The sequence below is a fragment of the Roseateles sp. GW821-FHT02E12 genome (assembly GCF_059421665.1).
In genome coordinates, this window is record NZ_JBWKVK010000002.1 from 183209 (window position 1) to 200397 (window position 17189).

Consider the following 17189-nt stretch of genomic DNA (forward strand, 5'->3'; position numbering starts at 1 on the left):
TTTGGTTTTGCGACGTACTTGTCTGCTCGTTGCATTGCCGGGCGGGACTCCCGGCTGGGCCTCACGATGAAGCGGCTACTTGGCTAAAGCAGCCAACAGCTTCTCGTGAATGCCGCCAAATCCGCCATTGCTCATGCATAGCAGATGGTCCCCAGGCTTGGCCGCCTTGACGACTGCGGCAACAAGCGCATCGACATCCGCGCCGACAAAAGCCTGCTGACCCATCGGCGCTAACGCCTCCTTCGCGTCCCAGCTCAACCCCTGCTGATTGCAGAACGCCAGATCGGCTTCTTCCAAAGCCCACGGCAACTGCGCCTTCATCGTGCCCAGCTTCATCGTGTTGGAGCGCGGCTCGAAGATGGCGAGGACGCGTTCGGCCGGCGCGATGCGGCGGCGCAGGCCGTTGACGGTCGTGCGGATGGCCGTCGGGTGATGCGCGAAGTCGTCGTAGACCTTGATGCCCCGCACTTCGCCACGCAGCTCCATGCGCCGGCGCACGTTCTGGAACTCGCTCAGCGCCGCGGCCGACTGCTCGGGCGACACACCGACATGCTCGGCCGCAGCAATCGCAGCCAGCGCGTTCAGCTGGTTGTGTTCGCCGATCAGCCCCCATTCGACGCGCGCGACTTTCAGGCTGCCGCGCAGCACGTCGAAGGCCTGGGGCTCGCCGCGGGCGCGCAACATACCGGCCTCTTCCTTCTTGGCGCCGAAGCGCAGCACCTCGCTCCAGCAGCCGCGGGCGATGACGCGCTGCAGCGCCTCCTCGCGGGCGTTGACGACGAGGCGGCCGCTGGCCGGCACGGTGCGCACGAGGTGGTGGAACTGCGTCTCGATGGCGGTCAGGTCCGGGAAGATGTCGGCGTGGTCGTGCTCGAGGTTGTTCAGGATGGCCGTGCGCGGCCGGTAGTGCACGAACTTGCTGCGCTTGTCGAAGAAGGCGGTGTCGTATTCGTCCGCCTCGATGACGAAGGTCTTGCCTTCGCCCAGGCGCGCGGACACGCCGAAGTTCTGCGGCACGCCGCCAACCAGGAAGCCCGGCTTCAAGCCGGCATGCTCCAGGATCCACGCCAGCATGGAGGTCGTCGACGTCTTGCCATGCGTGCCGGCCACGGCCAGCGTGTGCCGGCCCTGCAGCACGTGCTCGGCCAGCCATTGCGGGCCGGACGTGTAGGGCAGGCCGGCGTCGAGGATGGCTTCCATCAGCGGGAAGCGCTCACCGCGCGTGACGACGTTGCCGATGACGAAGACGTCGGGCTTGAGCTCCAGCTGCTCGGCACCGAAGCCGGTGATGAGCTCGATGCCCAGCGCTTCCAGCTGGGTGCTCATCGGCGGGTAGACGTTGGCGTCGCAGCCGGTGACCTTGTGGCCGGCTTCGCGCGCCAGCGCCGCGAGGCCGCCCATGAAGGTGCCGCAGATGCCGAGGATGTGGAGATGCATGTCGGTGGCGCCCCGAGAGGCGCGAGAGATCAGCGCAGGGCGGTGCGCGCGGCCGCGAGCGTGGCGTCGATATCGGCCTGGCTGTGGGCCGCCGACACGAAGCCCGCTTCGTACAAGGCCGGAGCAAGATAGATGCCGGCATCCAGCATCGCGTGGAAGAAGCGGTTGAAGCGCTCCTTGTCCGTCGTCATGACGGTGGTGTAGTTCTGCGGCAGCTCCGGCATCAGGAAGAAGCCGAACATGCCACCTTCGCTGTCGGCGCTGAAGGGCACGCCGTTGTCGGCTGCCACCGACTTGAGGCCGTCGACGAGCTGGCGGGTCTTGGCTGAAAGAGCGTCGAAGAAGCCCGGCTTCTGGATCTCGCGCAGCGTTGCCAGGCCGCAGGCCGTGGCGACCGGGTTGCCGGACAGCGTGCCCGCCTGGTAGACCCCACCGAGAGGCGCCAGGTGCTGCATGACTTGGCGCTTGGCGCCAAAGGCGGCCAGCGGCATGCCGCCACCGATGACCTTGCCGAACACCGAGATGTCTGGCGCGAAGCCGGGGATGAGGCCGGCGTAGTGCGCCTGCGCGCTGCCCAGGCCGACTCGGAACCCTGTCATCACCTCGTCCAGCACCAGCAGCGCGCCGTGCTGCGTGCACAGGCGGCGCATCGCGCTCATGAAGGGCAGGGACGCGCGCACGAAGTTCATGTTGCCGGCAATCGGCTCGACGATGACGCAGGCCAACTCGTGGCCGTACTGCGCAAAGGCTGCTTCGAGCTGCTCGACGTTGTTGTATTCCAGGACGACCGTGTCGGCTGCCGCGCCAGGCGTGACGCCGGCGCTGGTCGGGTGGCCAAAGGTGGCCAGGCCCGAACCGGCCTTCACGAGCAAGGCGTCGGTGTGGCCGTGATAGCAGCCCTCGAACTTGATGAACTTGGCCCGGCCGGTGGCGCCGCGCGCCAGGCGGATGGCGCTCATCGTCGCTTCGGTGCCCGAGCTGACCAGGCGCACCTGGTCCATGCTGGGCACGAGCTTCAGGATTTCCTCGGCCAACTCGATCTCGCGTTCCGTCGGCGCGCCGAAGGAGAAGCCTTCGGCCGCGGCCTTGGTCACGGCCTCCAGCACGGCCGGGTGGCCGTGGCCGAGGATCATCGGCCCCCAGGAACCGATGTAGTCGACATAACGCTTGCCTTCGGCGTCATAGATATGGGCGCCTTCGCCACGAGCGATGAAGCGCGGGGTGCCGCCGACGGCGCGGAAGGCGCGCACGGGCGAGTTCACGCCACCGGGGATGACGCGCGAGGCGCGCTCGAAGAGCTCTGAATTGCTGGCCATGAGAACGAAATCAGGGAGTCAGTGCATGCGCCGCGGCGATTTAGGCGGCTGCTCGGGTTCGGGGTCGGGCTCGAAGTCGGGCGGCTCGCCGCCTTCCTCGTCCGCTGCGGGCAGGGCCCAGAAGAAGCGGTCCGGGATGACGTTGCCCATGCCGGGGCGAAAGCCCGCGTCCAGCGATTGGTCCAGGAAGGACAGGGCTTCGCTGACGGCCGAGTGCAGTTCGGCGCCGACCGACAGCAGGGCCGCCAGCGCCGCCGACAGCGTGTCGCCCGCGCCGACGAAGGCGGTCTCGAAGCGCTCGAACTTCTCGCCGGTGATGGGCCCCTGGGCGTTGGCCAGCACGTTGTCCACGAACTGGTTGGGCAGTTGCATGCCGGTCACCAGCACATGCTGGGCGCCCGCCTGAGCGGCGGCGACGGCCAGTTCGCGGGCCGACGGTGCGCGCTCGTTGTCCCAGTCGGGCAGCAGGAAGTCCGTCATCGTCTTGTGGTTGCCCACCAGCACGGCCGTCTGCGGCAGCACCAGCTCGCGCAGTGCGTCCAGGTATTGCTGCTGCTCGTCCTCGTCGATCCAGGCGACCGAGGGCAGATAAGTAACCAGAGGTACGTCGGGGTAGTCGCTCAACACCTCGGCGACGGCGCTGACGGCCTCGGCATTGCCCAGGAAACCGACCTTCCAGGCCGTGATGGGCACGTCCTCAAGAATGTGGCGGGCCTGCTCGGCCACGGTGTCGGCGTCGAGGTTTTCATGCTCGAAGATCTCGGCCGTGTCGCGCAGCACCACGGCCGTGACGACGGGCAGGCAGTGCGCGCCCATGGCCGCAATCGTGGCCACGTCACCGGCCAGGCCGCCTGCGCCGGAGGCGTCGCTGGCGTTGAAACTCAGCACACACGCGGGCGGTGGGCTTTCCTGTTCGGTTTGAGGGGCATCGACCTCGGGGTCGGCGGAAGGGGAGGTTGGGCTCATGGGGAGGTCATGGCGGGCGCGGTCAAAGAGCTGCCGCAAAGCGTGGAGTCTGCCGCTAAAAGGGCGCTTCCGAGGCCCTCGGCACAGGCGTTTGCCCTCAGCATTGCGCTCTCAGGCCCTGGCTAGAATGAGTCGATTGTAGTGAGCAAACTCTAAGCACCGTGAGCGAACCCAGTACCTGGATGTGCCTGATCTGTGGATGGATCTATGACGAAGCAACGGGCGATCCCGAGCACGGCATCGCGCCGGGCACCGCGTGGGCCGATGTCGACATGAACTGGACCTGCCCCGATTGCGGCGCACGCAAAGAGGATTTTGAGATGGTGCGTATCTGACTCGGCCTCACCGGCGGCCGAAAAGGCCCGGTCCCGGGCTGATGTTCCGAGGAGACGACGTTTGAACGAGCAAGTTTCCAGTGCAGGACCTACCCGCATCCTGGTCATCGACGACAGCAACACCATTCGCCGCAGTGCGGAGATCTTCCTGAAACAGGGCGGCCACGTGGTGGCCCTGGCCGAGGATGGCTTCGACGCGTTGGCCAAGCTGGGCGACTTTCAACCTGATCTCGTGTTCTGTGACATCCTGATGCCCCGCCTGGACGGCTATCAGACCTGCGCCATCATCAAGCGGAACCCGCAATTCTCGGGAGTGCCGGTGATCATGCTGTCGTCAAAAGATGGCCTTTTCGACAAGGCCCGCGGGCGCATGGTGGGCTCGCAGGACTACCTGACCAAGCCTTTCACCAAGGACGAACTGCTCCAGGCCGTGCTGCGGCACGCGCGCCAGGAAGCACGCACCTAGAGAGACAACTGCCATGAGCATTCACAACATCCTGCTGGTTGACGATTCCAAGACCGAGCTGCACGCGCTGTCTGAAATGCTGGTCAAGCGCGGCTTCACCGTCCGCACGGCCGAGAACGCCGACGAGGCGATGAAGCGCCTGGCCGAGGAAAAGCCCGACCTGATCCTGATGGACGTCGTCATGCCCGGCCAGAACGGCTTCCAGCTGACCCGCGCCATCACGCGCGACGAACGCTATGCCGGCGTGCCCGTCATCATGTGCACCAGCAAGGGCCAGGAGACCGACAAGGTCTGGGGCATGCGCCAGGGCGCCAGTGACTACGTCGTCAAGCCCGTCAAGGCCGAAGAGCTGATGGCCAAGATCAAGGCCCTGGGCTGATCAGGCATGGCCAACAAGACCGCCCTTCGCGAACTCCAGCAGCGCCTCGCTGAGCGCATGCAGGCTGCGCGCGAGCAGACGCTGATTGCGAACTGGCTGGCCGTGGAGTGCGCGGGCGTCGGCCTGCTGTTCTCGCTAAAGCAGGCCAGCGAAATCTTCGCGCCCGTGCCGATCAAGCCTGTGCCGTATGCGAAGCCCTGGCTGGCCGGCGTGGCCAATCTGCGGGGTGGCCTGTTCACGGTGGTCGACCTTGCCGTCTACCTCGGCCTGCGCGAGCCGTCGCTGAACCGCGGCGTGGCGCCGCAAAGCCGGCTGGTGTCGCTGGGCAGCGACCTGAATCTGAACTGCGCGCTGCTCGTGGACAAGCTGGCAGGCCTGCGCAGCGACGAGCAACTGCCGCTCGCACCGCAGCAGCCCGCCGGGCCGCTGCCCCGTTTTGCTGGCGCGCTGCGCCGCGACGAAGCCGGTCGCAACTGGCAAGTGATCAATCTCGAGGCACTGGCGCGGCAGGAGAACTTCCTGCACATCGTCGCGTGATGCTCGCATCCGTTTCAAGCTCCAAGCCGCGCGCGAGTGCGGACATCACAAACACTGAAGGACGAGGGTGAGATGAGCCTGCTGGACAAAATCAGGGGAAAGTCCGAAGCCGATGAGCTGCCGCTGGCACCGCCGGAAGGTGTCGACACGACCATCGATTCGCGCAGTGGTGTTGGCTTCGACGCCACCCGCAACGCCGAGTCCACCCTCGCCGGCGTCGAGATCCCGTCGCGCGCGGAGGTTTATCCGCGCACCGAGGTTCAGTCCATCATTTCGCAGGCTGTGCCGACCGAGCCTGGCCCGAACAGTGAGTTCCAGGCCAGCAGCACGATGAACTTCGCGCCGACGACGCAGGCCGCTGACCCCACGATGCTGCCGCCTCCGGCGGCTACCGGCGCCGAGAAGCTTGGCGACCTCTTCGGTCGTCACCGCCAGCGTGTGCTGACCGGCCTCGTGGCCTTGGGCATTCTGGGTACGGCGGTTTCGGTGTTCTTGGTGCTGAACAGCTCCAACCGCAGCGCGGCCCAGGTGCGTGCCTCGGGCCAGGCCTTGATGCACTCGCAGCGTATGGCCAAGTCCGTGTCCGCGGCCCTGGTCGGCAACCCCACCGCCTTCGCGGAACTGCGGGAGTCCGTCAGCACGCTGAGCGGCGTTGTCAACAACCTGCGCACGGGCGAAGGCGATCTTGCCGTCGCGCCGGCCGCCGTGCAGCCGACGCTGGATGGACTCAAGCCCCTGGTCGAGCGCGCCGAGAAGAACGGCAAGGTCGTGCAGTCGCAGGAAAAGATCCTGACCCAGGTCGGCCAGGCGCTGCGCGCCATCAACCGCCAGTCCAGCGACCTGCTGGAAAGTGCCGAGGCCGTATCGTCTCAAGCCCTGCAGATCGGCTCCTCGGCCGGTGAAGTCTCTGCGGTCGGTCAGCTCGTCATGCTGACGCAGCGTATCGGCAAGAGCGCCAACGAATTCCTGACGCAGGAAGGCGTGAGCCCCGAGGCCGTGTTCCTGCTGGGCAAGGACCTGAACTCCTTCAAGCTCATCACCGAGGCCTTGATCAGCGGCAGCCCCGAGCTGCGCCTGAATGCTGCGCGCGATCCGCAACTGAAGGAACGCCTGCAGACCCTGCTCAAGCAGTACGAGCAGACCCGCACGCAGGCCTCCGCGATTCTGGGCAACCTGCAGGGCCTGGTGTCTGCGCGTGAAGCGCAGACCGCCATCCTGAACGACTCCGAACCGCTGCGCAAAGGCCTCGAGCAGGCTTCGGCCGAGCTGGAGAAGTCTGGCGGCGCCGGCTGGGGTTTGATCTCGTTCCTGAGCCTGTCGCTGATCGCGCTGGTCGCGGGTGCCGTCGGTTTCCTGCGACTCTTCGTGTCCGACCAGTCCGAGCGCGCTGCCCTCGCTGAATCGCAACGTCGCGAAGCCGAAGCGCAGGAGCAGGAAGCCAAACGCGTCAACGACGCCAACCAGGCCGCCATTCTGCGGTTGATGAACGAACTGGCCAGCGTCGCTGAAGGCGATCTGACACAGCAGGCCACGGTGACGGAAGACATCACCGGCGCCATCGCCGACTCCGTGAACTACACGGTGGAGGAGCTGCGCAACCTCGTCGGCCAGGTGCAGGCGACGGCTGCCCGCGTGACGGACACGACCGGCGCGGTGGACCAGACGTCCACCGACCTGCTGGCCGCATCGAAGGAACAGCTGCACGAGATCCGCGCCACCGGCGAGGCCGTGCTGGGCATGGCGAGCCGGATTACCGAGGTGTCCGCGCAGGCGCAGACGACAGCCGGCGTGGCGCGCCAGAGCCGTCAGGCCGCCGAGCAAGGTTTGTCTGCGATGCAGAACAACATCGCCGGTATGAACACCATCCGCGACTCCATCCAGGAAACCTCCAAGCGCATCAAGCGCCTGGGCGAGTCGTCTCAGGAAATTGGCGAGATCACGGAGCTGATCTCGGATATTACGGAACAGACGAACGTGCTGGCCTTGAACGCGGCCATTCAGGCGGCGTCCGCCGGTGAAGCCGGTCGCGGCTTCTCGGTGGTTGCGGAAGAAGTGCAGCGCCTCGCGGAACGCTCCGGCGACGCGACGCGGCGAATCGCCGCACTGGTGAAGACCATTCAGACCGACACCCACGATGCCGTGGCCGCCATGGAGCGCTCGACGCGCGGTGTGGTGGAAGGTACGCAACTGTCTGACGCGGCCGGCAAGGCGCTGGAAGACATCGACAGCGTGTCCCGCCAACTGGACGGCCTGATCGGACAGATCTCGACGCAAGCCCAGCAGGAAGCGGTGAATGCCAACGAGGTGGCCTCGAACATCCAGCACATCTTCGCGGTGACTGAGCAGACCTCCGAGGGCACGCGCTCCACGGCCCAGATGGTGCATGAGCTGTCCCGGTCCGCCGAGGCGCTGCGTACCTCCGTGTCCCGATTCAAGGTCGCCTGACCGGCCCCGCATACCGCACCGAGCGAGAAAGCCCACGCATGGACAGCTCCCTGCGAGACTCCGAACTCCCGGCCGACCTCAGCCCATTGGCCTGGGTGCAGGAGGAATTGCGCCGCTCCCTGGAGTCGGTGCACAAGACCCTGCGCCGCCTCGTTCGCGAGGGTGGCGACAACCGGCTCGCCGCCTTCGGTGGCGACGCCCAGCCCAGCCTGCCGCTGCAGCAGGCAGCCGCCCAGCTGCACCAGGTCAGCGGCGTGCTGTCGCTCGTCGGCCTGCCTGCGGGCGCCAGCGTGTTGCGCGCAGCCGAGGCCGCCGTTGCGCGCCTGGCCGAGCGCCCGCTGGAAGTCGACACCAACACCGTCGACATCATCGAGCGCGCCGACTTTGCGCTGCTGGCCTATGTTGCCCGCCTGCTGGCAGGCAACAAGACGTCGTCGCTGGCCCTGTATCCGAGCTACCGCGCCCTGCAGCAACTGAACAGCGCGGAGCGCATCCACCCGGCCGACCTCTGGCAGGTCGATTGGGCCTGGCGCAGCATCCCGCCCGAAGCTGGCGTTTCGCCGCGTTCTCCCGAAGCCGTGCGCGCACCCTTCGAGGCCGCGCTGCTGCGCCAGATGCGCGAGCCCAGCTCCGCGCACGCAGCCAATCTGTCTGGCCTGTGCGCCGGCCTGGCCGCCGCATTGCCGGCGGGCCAGGAGCGCACGGTGTGGCAGCTGGCCGCCGCCGTATTCGAGGGTCAGGCGCTCAAGCTGCTGGGCAGCGATGGCTACACCAAGCGCCTGTCCTCCAAGCTGCTGCATGAACTCAAGGCCATCGGCCATGGCGAGGCCTCCGAGCGCCTCGCGCAGGACCTGCTGTTCTTCTGCGCCCAGTGCCGCATCACCCGGGGTGCCGGTCCGCGCCTGACGTCCGTGCACGAGGCCTACCGCCTGACCGACGATCAAGCCGGCGACTACGAAGACGCCGGCCTCGGCCGCATCGATCCGGCCTGGGTTGCCCAAGCCAAGCGCCGCGTGCTCGCGGCCAAGGAAAGCTGGTCCAGCGCCGCCGAGGGCGACCAGCATCGCCTCGCGAGCCTGGATGAGCAGTTCGCCGCCCTTGCCGAATCGCTCACCCGCCTCTTCCCCAGCGGCGAGGTGCTCGCCCAGACGCTGCAGCGCGCTGTTGTCGCGACCCTGCGCTCGCGCAGCACGCCGCCGCCGGCGCTGGCGATGGAAGTCGCCACCAGCCTGCTCTACGTCGAAGCCGCGTTGGAAGACGCCGCCTTCGACCAGCCTGAACAAGCCGACCGCGTGCGCCGCCTTGCGCGCCGCGTCGAGGCCGTTGCCCATGGCCAGCCCGCAGAGCCGCTGGAAGCCTGGATGGAGGACCTGTACCGCCGGGTTTCCGACCGCCAGACCCTGGGCAGCGTCGTGCACGAGCTGCGCGCCAGCCTGTCCGAAGTCGAACGCCAGTGCGACGAATACTTCCGCGACCCGTCCCAGCGTGCGCTGCTGATCCCCGTGCCCGGCCAGTTGCAGGCCATGCGCGGCGTGCTCAGCGTGCTGGGCCTGGATCAAGCGGCCCAGGCCACCGTCCGCATGCGTGACGAGGTCGATGGCCTGGCCAACACGGAGATCGACTTCAACCGCCCCGGCGCGCGCGATGTCTTCGAGCGCCTCGCCAACAACCTCGGCGCCCTTGGTTTCCTGATCGACATGCTCAGCGTGCAGCCGCAGCTGGCCAAGCGCATGTTCCAGTTCGACGAGGCCAGCGGCCGCCTGGATGCCGTCATGGGCCGCCGCGAAGGCGCCGTCGAGTTGCCGGACTTCGAGGCCAGTGGCTTCCATGTCGACCTGGGTGACGAGCCGCGCGAGGAGACGTACTCCCACGAGGCCACGCAGCCGCTGCATGTCGACTTCGGTAGCCTGGATCTGCCCGACCTCAGCCTGCCCGACGTCGACCTGTCCCAACCCGCGCTCGCGCCGGCAGCAGCCGTCGCATCGCCGCCGCCCGCGCCCGCCTCCGCGCCCAGCGTCGCCGACGACCCGGAGATGCGCGAGATCTTCCTGGAAGAGGCCGACGAGGTCATCGGCAACGCGCGTGCTGCGCTGGCCGAGTTGCGCGAGCAGCCAACCGACCACGGCCAGCTCACCATCGTGCGCCGCGCCTTCCACACGCTCAAGGGCAGCGCCCGCATGGTCGGTCTGGACCCCTTCGGCGAAGGCGCCTGGGCCTGCGAGCAGCTCTACAACGCGCGCCTGGCCGATGCCACGCCGCAGGCCGACGCAGCCCTGCTCGGCTTCACGGCCGAGGCCTTGGACTATTTCGCCCACTGGCGCAACCAGATTGCCGGTACCGAGCCGGGCCACAGCCTGCCCGACCCGGTGCGCCGCAGCGCCGACTCGCTGCGACTGCACGGCCAGCCGTTGCCGCTGGACTGGCCGGCGGAAGCTTCCGCGGCCGATGGCATCGACCTGCCGCTGGACGACGTGGCCCTGCCCGAGGTCATCGAACGCGGGCCCGAAGCCTTGGCCCAGCCGGAGCCCGAGCCGGTGGTTGCCGCGATGCCGGTCGAGTTGGAGGAGCGCCCGCCGTTGGTGCCCGACTTCGTGCTCGAACTGGACGCGCCTGTCGCCGAGGCCAGCCTGCCGGTTCCCGAGGTGACGCTGGATCTCGACCCGACCCTGCTGGACGAGCCCACCATTGATTTCGACGCTGCCCACGCGCCGACCGAGCCCCTGCCGCTGCCCGAGGCACCGCAGGAAGAACCGACGCTGGCCAACTTCGGCGTCATCCTGGACCTGGACGAACCCGAGGTCACCGAGATTGACCTGCCGGTCGAGCCCCTGGCCGAACCGCCGGCCAAACCCGAGGAAGTCACGCTGGCGCTGCCCAGGCTAGTCGTCGACAACGAGGCTGCTGCGATCGAACCGGAGCCCGAGCTTGAGTCCGTCGACCCCGACGAAGGCTTCAAGGTCATCGGCTCGCTGCGCATCAGCATCGCCCTCTTCAACATTTTCCTGAACGAGGCCGATGAGCTGTCGCGCAAGCTCTCCGTCGGCTTGGCCGAATGGGCGGCCGAGCTGAGCCAGCCCGTGCCGCAGAGCTGCGAGGTGCAGGCCCACGCGCTGGCCGGCAATGCCGCGACGGTCGGCTATGAGGATCTGTCCGCACTGGCGCGCGAGCTGGAACACGCCCTGGGCCGCGCCCATCGCGCCGTGCGATACGAAGAAGCCGATGCCGAGCTCTTCGTGCGCGCCGCTGACGACATCCGCCGCTTGCTGCACCAGTTCGCCGCCGGCTTCCTCAAGCCCAATGACGCCGACGTCATCGAGCGCCTGCATGCCTACGAGCCGCAGGAAGAGTCTTTCACCGCTGCTGCGTCGCTGGACGAGGCCCCGGTGCTGTCTCTGCACGACACGGCGGTTGGCGACCTGGATGTGCCGGCCACCGAGGCCGGCGCGCTGCCCGAGGCCTTCATCGACGCCACGGTGACGGAAGTTGCCGAGCCGGTGGCTGCTCCCGAGCCGGAGCCCGAGCCTGTCGTCACGCTCGCCGCCGAACTGGAGCCCGAACCCGAGCCAGGCCTGCCCGACAACATCGAGCCCGACCTCTATCCGATCTTCGAAGAGGAAGGCCGCGACCTGCTGCAGCAACTGCACGGCGCCCTGCGCGACTGGCTGGCCCATCCGGCCGAGCTGGGCCGTTCCGACGCCTGCATGCGCGCCCTGCACACCTTCAAGGGCGGTGCCCGCTTGGCCGGCGCGATGCGCCTGGGCGAGCAGGCTCACCACCTGGAGTCCGCCATCGAGGCGCTGCTGCGCGCCGGCAGTGCCGATTTCGGCCAGGTCCAGACGCTGCAGCACGAGGGCGATGCGCTGGAGCTTGCCTTCGAGAAACTTGGCCGCAGCCTGATGGCGCCGGCACCTGCCGCGCCGACCCTGGTTGCGCCGCCGCCGCCCGCACCGGAGGCCGCCCCCGCGGTCAAGCCGCCGGCCGAGGCACCCGCGCCAGAGCCGGTCGTCGAGGCACCGGCCCAGCCCGCTGCGGCGGTTGTGGCCGCGGACAAGCCCGCCGAACCCGCCCGCGAGATCGACTGGGGTCGTTTCACCGACACCGCCGAGGTTGCCGCAGGCAGCGACAACCTGGCGATCGGGCAGGCGCTGGTGCGCGTGCGCGGCAGCCTGCTGGAGCGCATGGCCACGCAGGCCGGTGAGGTCAGCATCCGTCGTGCGCGGATGGAGTCTGAGCTGGTCCAGATGAAGGGCGCGCTGCTCGACCTGGACGACAACCTGGAGCGTCTGCGTACCCAGCTGCGCGAACTGGACCTGCAGGCCGAGGCCCAGATGCACGCCCAGCAAGAGGCAGCACAGCAGGGCGGCCGCGAGTTCGACCCGCTGGAGTTCGACCGCTATACCCGCTTCCAGGAACTGACCCGCATGCTGACCGAGTCGGTCGGTGACGTGGCCACCTTGCAGCGCACCCTGGGCCGCAACGTCCAGACCGGCGAAGACGAATTGGCTGCGCAGTCGCGGCTGACGCGTGAACTGCAGGATGACCTGCTGCGCACCCGCCTCGTCGAGTTCGACTCCATAGGCGAGCGCATGCACCGCGTCGTGCGCCAGGCCGCGCGCGACAGCGCCAAGCAGGTCAAGCTGGAAATCAGCGGTGGCCAGACCGAGCTGGACCGCTCGGTGCTGGAACGTACCGCCGGCGCCTTCGAGCACTTGCTGCGCAACAGCGTGGCACACGGCATCGAGACGCCCGAGGCGCGCACCGCAGCTGGCAAGGACCCGATGGGCACCCTGCGCATCGAGGTCAGCCAGCATGGCAATGAAGTGCTGCTGAACTTCGCCGACAACGGCGCCGGCCTCAATCTCGAACGCATCCGCGAGCGCGGGCTGCAGCTCGGCCTGATCTCGGCCGACGCCGAGCCCGACGAGGCCCAGCTCAAGCGCCTGATCTTCGCGCCGGGCTTCTCGACGGCCAGCCAGATCACCGAGCTGAGCGGCCGTGGCATCGGTATGGACGTCGTGCGCGCCGAGGTCGGCACGCTGGGCGGCACCATCGAAACCACATCGGCCGCCGGCCAGGGCACCAGCTTCCTGCTGCGCCTGCCGCTCACCACCGCGCTGACGCAGGTCGTGCTGCTGAAGAGCTCCGATCAGATCATCGCCGTGCCCGCGGCGCTGATGCAGTCGGTGCAGCGCGTGCCGGTCGATGCAGTCGAGGCGGCCTACGCCACCGGCAAGCTGCAGCATGGCGGCGCCGAGCTGCCCTTCTACTGGCTGGGCGGCTTGCTCGGCCACGCCGGCCGCGGCCACCCCCATGGTCGCCACACCCACGTCGTGCTCGTGCGCAGCGCCCAGGGCGCCCTGGCCCTGCACGTCGACGAAGTGATCGGCAATCAGGAAGTCGTCGTCAAGAACCTGGGCGCCCAGCTCAACCGCGTGCCGGGCCTGGCGGGCATCAGCCTGTTGGCCTCGGGCGAGGTGGCGCTGATCTACAACGTCGTGGCACTCGCCGACTGGTACGGCGTCGACGCCCAGGCCCGCCTCGCGGCGGCCTATGCCCAGTCGCAGTCTTCGACGCCGCTGCAGGCCGTGCCTGTTGCCGAGACGATGTCTCAGGCGCCGCTGGTGCTGGTCGTCGACGATTCGCTGACGGTGCGCCGCGTGACGCAGCGCTTCCTGGAGCGTGTCGGCCTGCGCGTCATGCTGGCCAAGGACGGCCTGGATGCGATGGAGAAGCTCTCCGGCGACGAGTTGCCTTCCGTCGTGCTGTCGGACATCGAGATGCCTCGCATGGACGGCTTCGACCTGGTGCGCAACATGCGGGCCGACTCGCGGCTGGCGAAGTTGCCGGTCATCATGATCACCTCGCGCATCGCGCAGAAGCACCGCGACTACGCAGCTCAGTTGGGCGTGGACCACTACCTCGGCAAGCCCTATGACGAGGAATACCTGCTCGGCCTGATCCAGCAGTACACCCAGCGGGCCCTGGCGGCCTAGGAGAGACTGTGTCCCAGGTTGTCGACCATCTTGCCGAGCTGACCGGTTTTCGTGACCGGGACGTCATGGACGTCACGCTCGTCATGGCCTTGCGCGACCTCCTGGAACCTGAATCGGTGGCCATCTATCGCAGCGTCGGCGAGCCCGGTGACGAGCGCTGGCTGACCCGTGCTCACCTGCGCGCAGGTGATGCCGTCGCTTCGGCCGACCCGCTCTGGGCCAAGCCCGCGACGCTGCCGAAGGCGATCGACCACCCGCTGCGGCTGGAAGCCATGCGCACCCGCAGCGTGACCCAGGTGGCACAGGGTGGCCAGTGGCTGTACCTCTTTCCCATCGCCACGGATCGCGACGTCATCGGCGTCATCGAGATCCTGTCGACGCGACGCCTGGGCACCGGGGCGCAGCGCATGGTCAGCAGCGTGCTGCGGATTTATCACAACTTCCAGGGCCTGCTCGACTACTCCGAGCGTGACACGCTGACCGGGCTGCTCAACCGCAAGACCTTCGACGAGAGCTTCCTGAAGGTGCTCTCCGACATCCCGCGGCGGCCTGATGCCAGCCACGAGGCCGAGGACCGCCGCCACGAGACGGCTACCCAGCACTATGTGCTCGGCGTCATCGACATCGACCACTTCAAGTCCGTCAACGACCGCTTCGGCCACTTGATTGGCGACGAAGTGCTGTTGCTGCTGTCGCGCCTCATGCGCGGCTCCTTCCGCTTCCACGACATGCTCTACCGCTTTGGTGGTGAGGAGTTTGTCGTGCTGATGCGCTGCGACGAAGAGATCCACGCCGGCGAGGCCTTCGAACGCCTGCGCCTGAACACCGAGCGCTACGCCTTCCCGCAGGTGGGCCGCATCACCGTCAGCATCGGCTTCACCGAAGTGCGCGCCGGCGACGGCCCGGCAGACGCCTTCGAGCGCGCCGACAAGGCCGTGTATCACGCCAAGGGACATGGCCGTAACCAGGTCCACAACTACGCAGCCCTGGTGGCCAGCGGCGTGATCCTGGAAGCCACGCAGCTCAGCGACGTCGAGCTGTTCTGAGGCTGGCTGCGCTAACGCGCCGATCGCGCGCGGCAAGACCGCGGCTTGCTTTTTGGAGCCCCCGGCCATAGCCTAGCGACAGGTTGCCCGACCGATGCGCAAGAGATGTCGGCGGGAGGCCCATGTTTTGGGTGGTGTGGGCTCTCCGTTGTCATCGCTCGGCGCAGCCAAGTGCGCTAGCGGCGAGTCCATGGTTCGTGGCTTCGCTGCAGCTCGAGATGCGCTATTCCTGGCTTCCATTGAGCCTCCTGATCGCGGCCTTCCTGGCTTTTGTCGGCACGGCCGTGGGCGCGTCCCAGAGCCTGGCGGAGCTGCTGGAGCGCGATGCCGAACGCAGCCAGGCACTTCGCACGCAGACCGAGCTGCAGCGCCTGTTGACGCTGCTCGTGGACGTCGAGACCGGCCAGCGCGGCTTCATCATCACGGGCCAGCAGCCATTCTTGCGACCCTACGAGGAGGCGCTGGGCGAGCTCGGCGACGTGCGTGTGAGCCTGCGCGAGCGCATTCCCCGCCAGGGCAGGAACGCGCTGACGTTGGCGCGACTGGACGCGCTCATCGACGAGCGGCTGACCCAGACCCGTGCAACCATTGCCCGCCGCCTCAGTCAGGGCGAGGCTGCAGTGCACGATCTCAGCGCCTATGTCGACGGCAAGCGCGTCATGGACGAGTTGCGCTTCCAGATCGAGCAGCTCGGCCGCGACCAGCAGCTCGCAGTGGCCGCGGCCGACGAGGCCACGCACGCCGTGCAACGGCGCACGACGCAGCTCACCCGGCTGCTGCCGGGCATCGGTCTCGTCATGCTGGTCGTGGCGCTTGCGCTGATGCTGCGGGAGCGCCGCCTGCGTGACCGGGCCGAGGCCGCGCTGCGCGATGCCAACGCCGGCCTGGAACAGCAGGTGGCCCAGCGCACCGAGGCGTTGAGCCATGCGCTGGCAAGCATCCGCAGCTTTGCCGTCGAGATGGACCGTGGCATCGAGGCTGAGCGCCGCCGGCTCGCGCGCGAGGTGCACGACCAGGTCGGCCAGGTCGGCACGGCGATCAAGATGCTGACCCTGTCGCTGCGCGCCAAGCTCGCTCCGCGCAGCGAACCGCTGGTGGACGAGCTGCAGGGCATGGCCGATGAGGCCATCCGCGCGGCCCGCCAGATTTCCGCCGAGCTGCGCCCGCCGCTGCTCGACGAGCTGGGTCTGGAAGCGGCGCTGGACCACTATCTGCGAACACTGCAACGCCAGTCCGGCGTGACGACGGCGCTGGCCCTGAGCGAGGCGGATGCCCTGCCGCCCGAGCAGGCCAGCCCGCTGTTCCGCATCATCCAGGAGGCCTGCACCAACGTGCTCAGACATGCCCAGGCGCAGACGCTGCGCGTGGTGGGGCGTATCTCGGCAACCGACGATCGGGATGGGTATGAGCTCCAGGTTCTCGACGACGGCCGCGGCCCCGGTGGCATCAGGCCTGATGCCTCGGGGCTGCGTAACATGCGCGAACGAGCGGAATTGAGCGGCGGCCATTTCGACTTCGGGCCGGCGCCCGGCGGCGGCACCTGCGTGCGCGTCTGGCTGCCGCTGAACTCGCCCATGCCCGCCACCACGGCGCCCGCGCAAGAGGAGACCTGGCTGTGAGGCTGCTCATCGTCGACGACCACCCGCTGATGCGCATGGGCATCACCCAGCTCGTGATGCAGGAATGGCCCGACGCCCACATCGACGAGGCACCCACGATTGCCGAGGCGCTGGCGCGCATTGCCACCGCGCGGCCGGACCTCGTCACCCTGGACCTCTCCCTGCCCGACGCCCGTGGCACCGAGGGCGCGAGCCGGCTGCTGCGCGTGCTGCACGGCGTGCCGCTGCTCGTGCTCAGCCTGAACGCCGAGGCGGCCTATGCGGCGCGGCTGATGCAGATGGGCGCTTCTGGCTATCTGCCCAAGGACCGCGCGCCTGAAGAGCTGCGCGTCGCGCTGCGCCGCCTGTCCGAGGGCGGGCGCTACGTCACCGCCTCCATGGCCGACCATCTGCTCGGGCTGCTCAGCGGCAAGGCGCCGGATGCGCTGCCGCACGAGCAGCTGTCGACGCAGGAGCACCGCGTCATGCTGCTGATCGCTGCCGGCCAGACGCCGGCGCAGATTGCCGAGGCCATGCACCTGTCGGTCAAGACCATTGGCAGCTATCGCGCCCGCATCCTGGAGAAGGCTGGCTGGGCCAACAACACCGAGCTGACGAAGTACTGCGTCCAGCACGGCTTGACCGAGGCTTGATGCCTGATGCCGACGTGT

12 protein-coding genes are annotated in these 17189 nt (G+C 68.1%); 9 read left to right on the top strand and 3 right to left on the bottom strand.

The genetic code is table 11. The features are described from left to right. Positions 1 to 75 precede the first annotated feature (75 nt). From mpl to thiD, 3 genes are read right to left on the bottom strand one after another with little or no spacing between them, the layout of a single operon-like run. On the bottom strand, positions 76 to 1437 hold the full coding sequence (gene mpl, locus AC07V5_RS11575) for a UDP-N-acetylmuramate:L-alanyl-gamma-D-glutamyl-meso-diaminopimelate ligase (RefSeq protein WP_495115826.1): 1362 nt from the start codon (positions 1435 to 1437) through the stop codon (positions 76 to 78). Between the two features lie 29 nt (positions 1438 to 1466). Further along, positions 1467 to 2753, bottom strand: a complete 1287-nt coding sequence (hemL, locus tag AC07V5_RS11580) for a glutamate-1-semialdehyde 2,1-aminomutase (RefSeq protein ID WP_495115827.1) — start codon at positions 2751 to 2753, stop codon at positions 1467 to 1469. Between the two features lie 18 nt (positions 2754 to 2771). After that, entirely contained in the window at positions 2772 to 3719 is a 948-nt protein-coding gene (gene thiD / locus AC07V5_RS11585; RefSeq protein ID WP_495115828.1) for a bifunctional hydroxymethylpyrimidine kinase/phosphomethylpyrimidine kinase, read from the bottom strand. A 182-nt stretch (positions 3720 to 3901) separates the two neighbouring features. On the opposite strand from thiD, the gene AC07V5_RS11590 reads away from it, so the two are divergent. The 9 genes from AC07V5_RS11590 (at position 3902) to AC07V5_RS11630 (ending at position 17171) form a co-directional block, all read left to right on the top strand. After that, positions 3902 to 4054, top strand: coding sequence for a rubredoxin (locus AC07V5_RS11590; protein ID WP_119043521.1), 153 nt, complete (start codon positions 3902 to 3904; stop codon positions 4052 to 4054). Between the two features lie 61 nt (positions 4055 to 4115). Further along, positions 4116 to 4520 (top strand): response regulator, encoded by a 405-nt coding sequence (locus tag AC07V5_RS11595; RefSeq protein WP_495115829.1) that lies wholly within the window; start codon positions 4116 to 4118, stop codon positions 4518 to 4520. A gap of 13 nt (positions 4521 to 4533) precedes the next feature. Then, complete coding sequence (locus AC07V5_RS11600) at positions 4534 to 4899, top strand: response regulator transcription factor (protein WP_495115830.1); 366 nt, start codon at positions 4534 to 4536, stop codon at positions 4897 to 4899. 6 nt (positions 4900 to 4905) lie between these two features. After that, positions 4906 to 5436 (top strand): chemotaxis protein CheW, encoded by a 531-nt coding sequence (locus tag AC07V5_RS11605; RefSeq protein ID WP_495115831.1) that lies wholly within the window; start codon positions 4906 to 4908, stop codon positions 5434 to 5436. A gap of 72 nt (positions 5437 to 5508) precedes the next feature. Next, positions 5509 to 7881, top strand: a complete 2373-nt coding sequence (locus AC07V5_RS11610; protein WP_495115832.1) for a methyl-accepting chemotaxis protein — start codon at positions 5509 to 5511, stop codon at positions 7879 to 7881. Between the two features lie 38 nt (positions 7882 to 7919). After that, positions 7920 to 13874, top strand: coding sequence for a hybrid sensor histidine kinase/response regulator (locus tag AC07V5_RS11615; RefSeq protein WP_495115833.1), 5955 nt, complete (start codon positions 7920 to 7922; stop codon positions 13872 to 13874). 8 nt (positions 13875 to 13882) lie between these two features. Continuing rightward, entirely contained in the window at positions 13883 to 14920 is a 1038-nt protein-coding gene (locus AC07V5_RS11620; protein WP_495115834.1) for a GGDEF domain-containing protein, read from the top strand. 239 nt (positions 14921 to 15159) lie between these two features. Continuing rightward, positions 15160 to 16539, top strand: coding sequence for a CHASE3 domain-containing protein (locus AC07V5_RS11625; RefSeq protein ID WP_495115835.1), 1380 nt, complete (start codon positions 15160 to 15162; stop codon positions 16537 to 16539). Continuing rightward, positions 16536 to 17171 (top strand): response regulator, encoded by a 636-nt coding sequence (locus tag AC07V5_RS11630; protein ID WP_495115836.1) that lies wholly within the window; start codon positions 16536 to 16538, stop codon positions 17169 to 17171. Before AC07V5_RS11625 ends, AC07V5_RS11630 begins: the two co-directional genes overlap by 4 nt. Positions 17172 to 17189 lie beyond the last annotated feature (18 nt).

Coding starts and splice junctions, on each gene's coding strand:
- thiD (WP_495115828.1), bottom strand. CDS start 3,719: ATGAGCCCAACCTCCCCTTCCGCCGACCCCGAGGTCGATGCCCCTCAA.
- AC07V5_RS11615 (WP_495115833.1), top strand. CDS start 7,920: ATGGACAGCTCCCTGCGAGACTCCGAACTCCCGGCCGACCTCAGCCCA.
- AC07V5_RS11600 (WP_495115830.1), top strand. CDS start 4,534: ATGAGCATTCACAACATCCTGCTGGTTGACGATTCCAAGACCGAGCTG.
- hemL (WP_495115827.1), bottom strand. CDS start 2,753: ATGGCCAGCAATTCAGAGCTCTTCGAGCGCGCCTCGCGCGTCATCCCC.
- AC07V5_RS11590 (WP_119043521.1), top strand. CDS start 3,902: ATGTGCCTGATCTGTGGATGGATCTATGACGAAGCAACGGGCGATCCC.
- mpl (WP_495115826.1), bottom strand. CDS start 1,437: ATGCATCTCCACATCCTCGGCATCTGCGGCACCTTCATGGGCGGCCTC.
- AC07V5_RS11605 (WP_495115831.1), top strand. CDS start 4,906: ATGGCCAACAAGACCGCCCTTCGCGAACTCCAGCAGCGCCTCGCTGAG.
- AC07V5_RS11610 (WP_495115832.1), top strand. CDS start 5,509: ATGAGCCTGCTGGACAAAATCAGGGGAAAGTCCGAAGCCGATGAGCTG.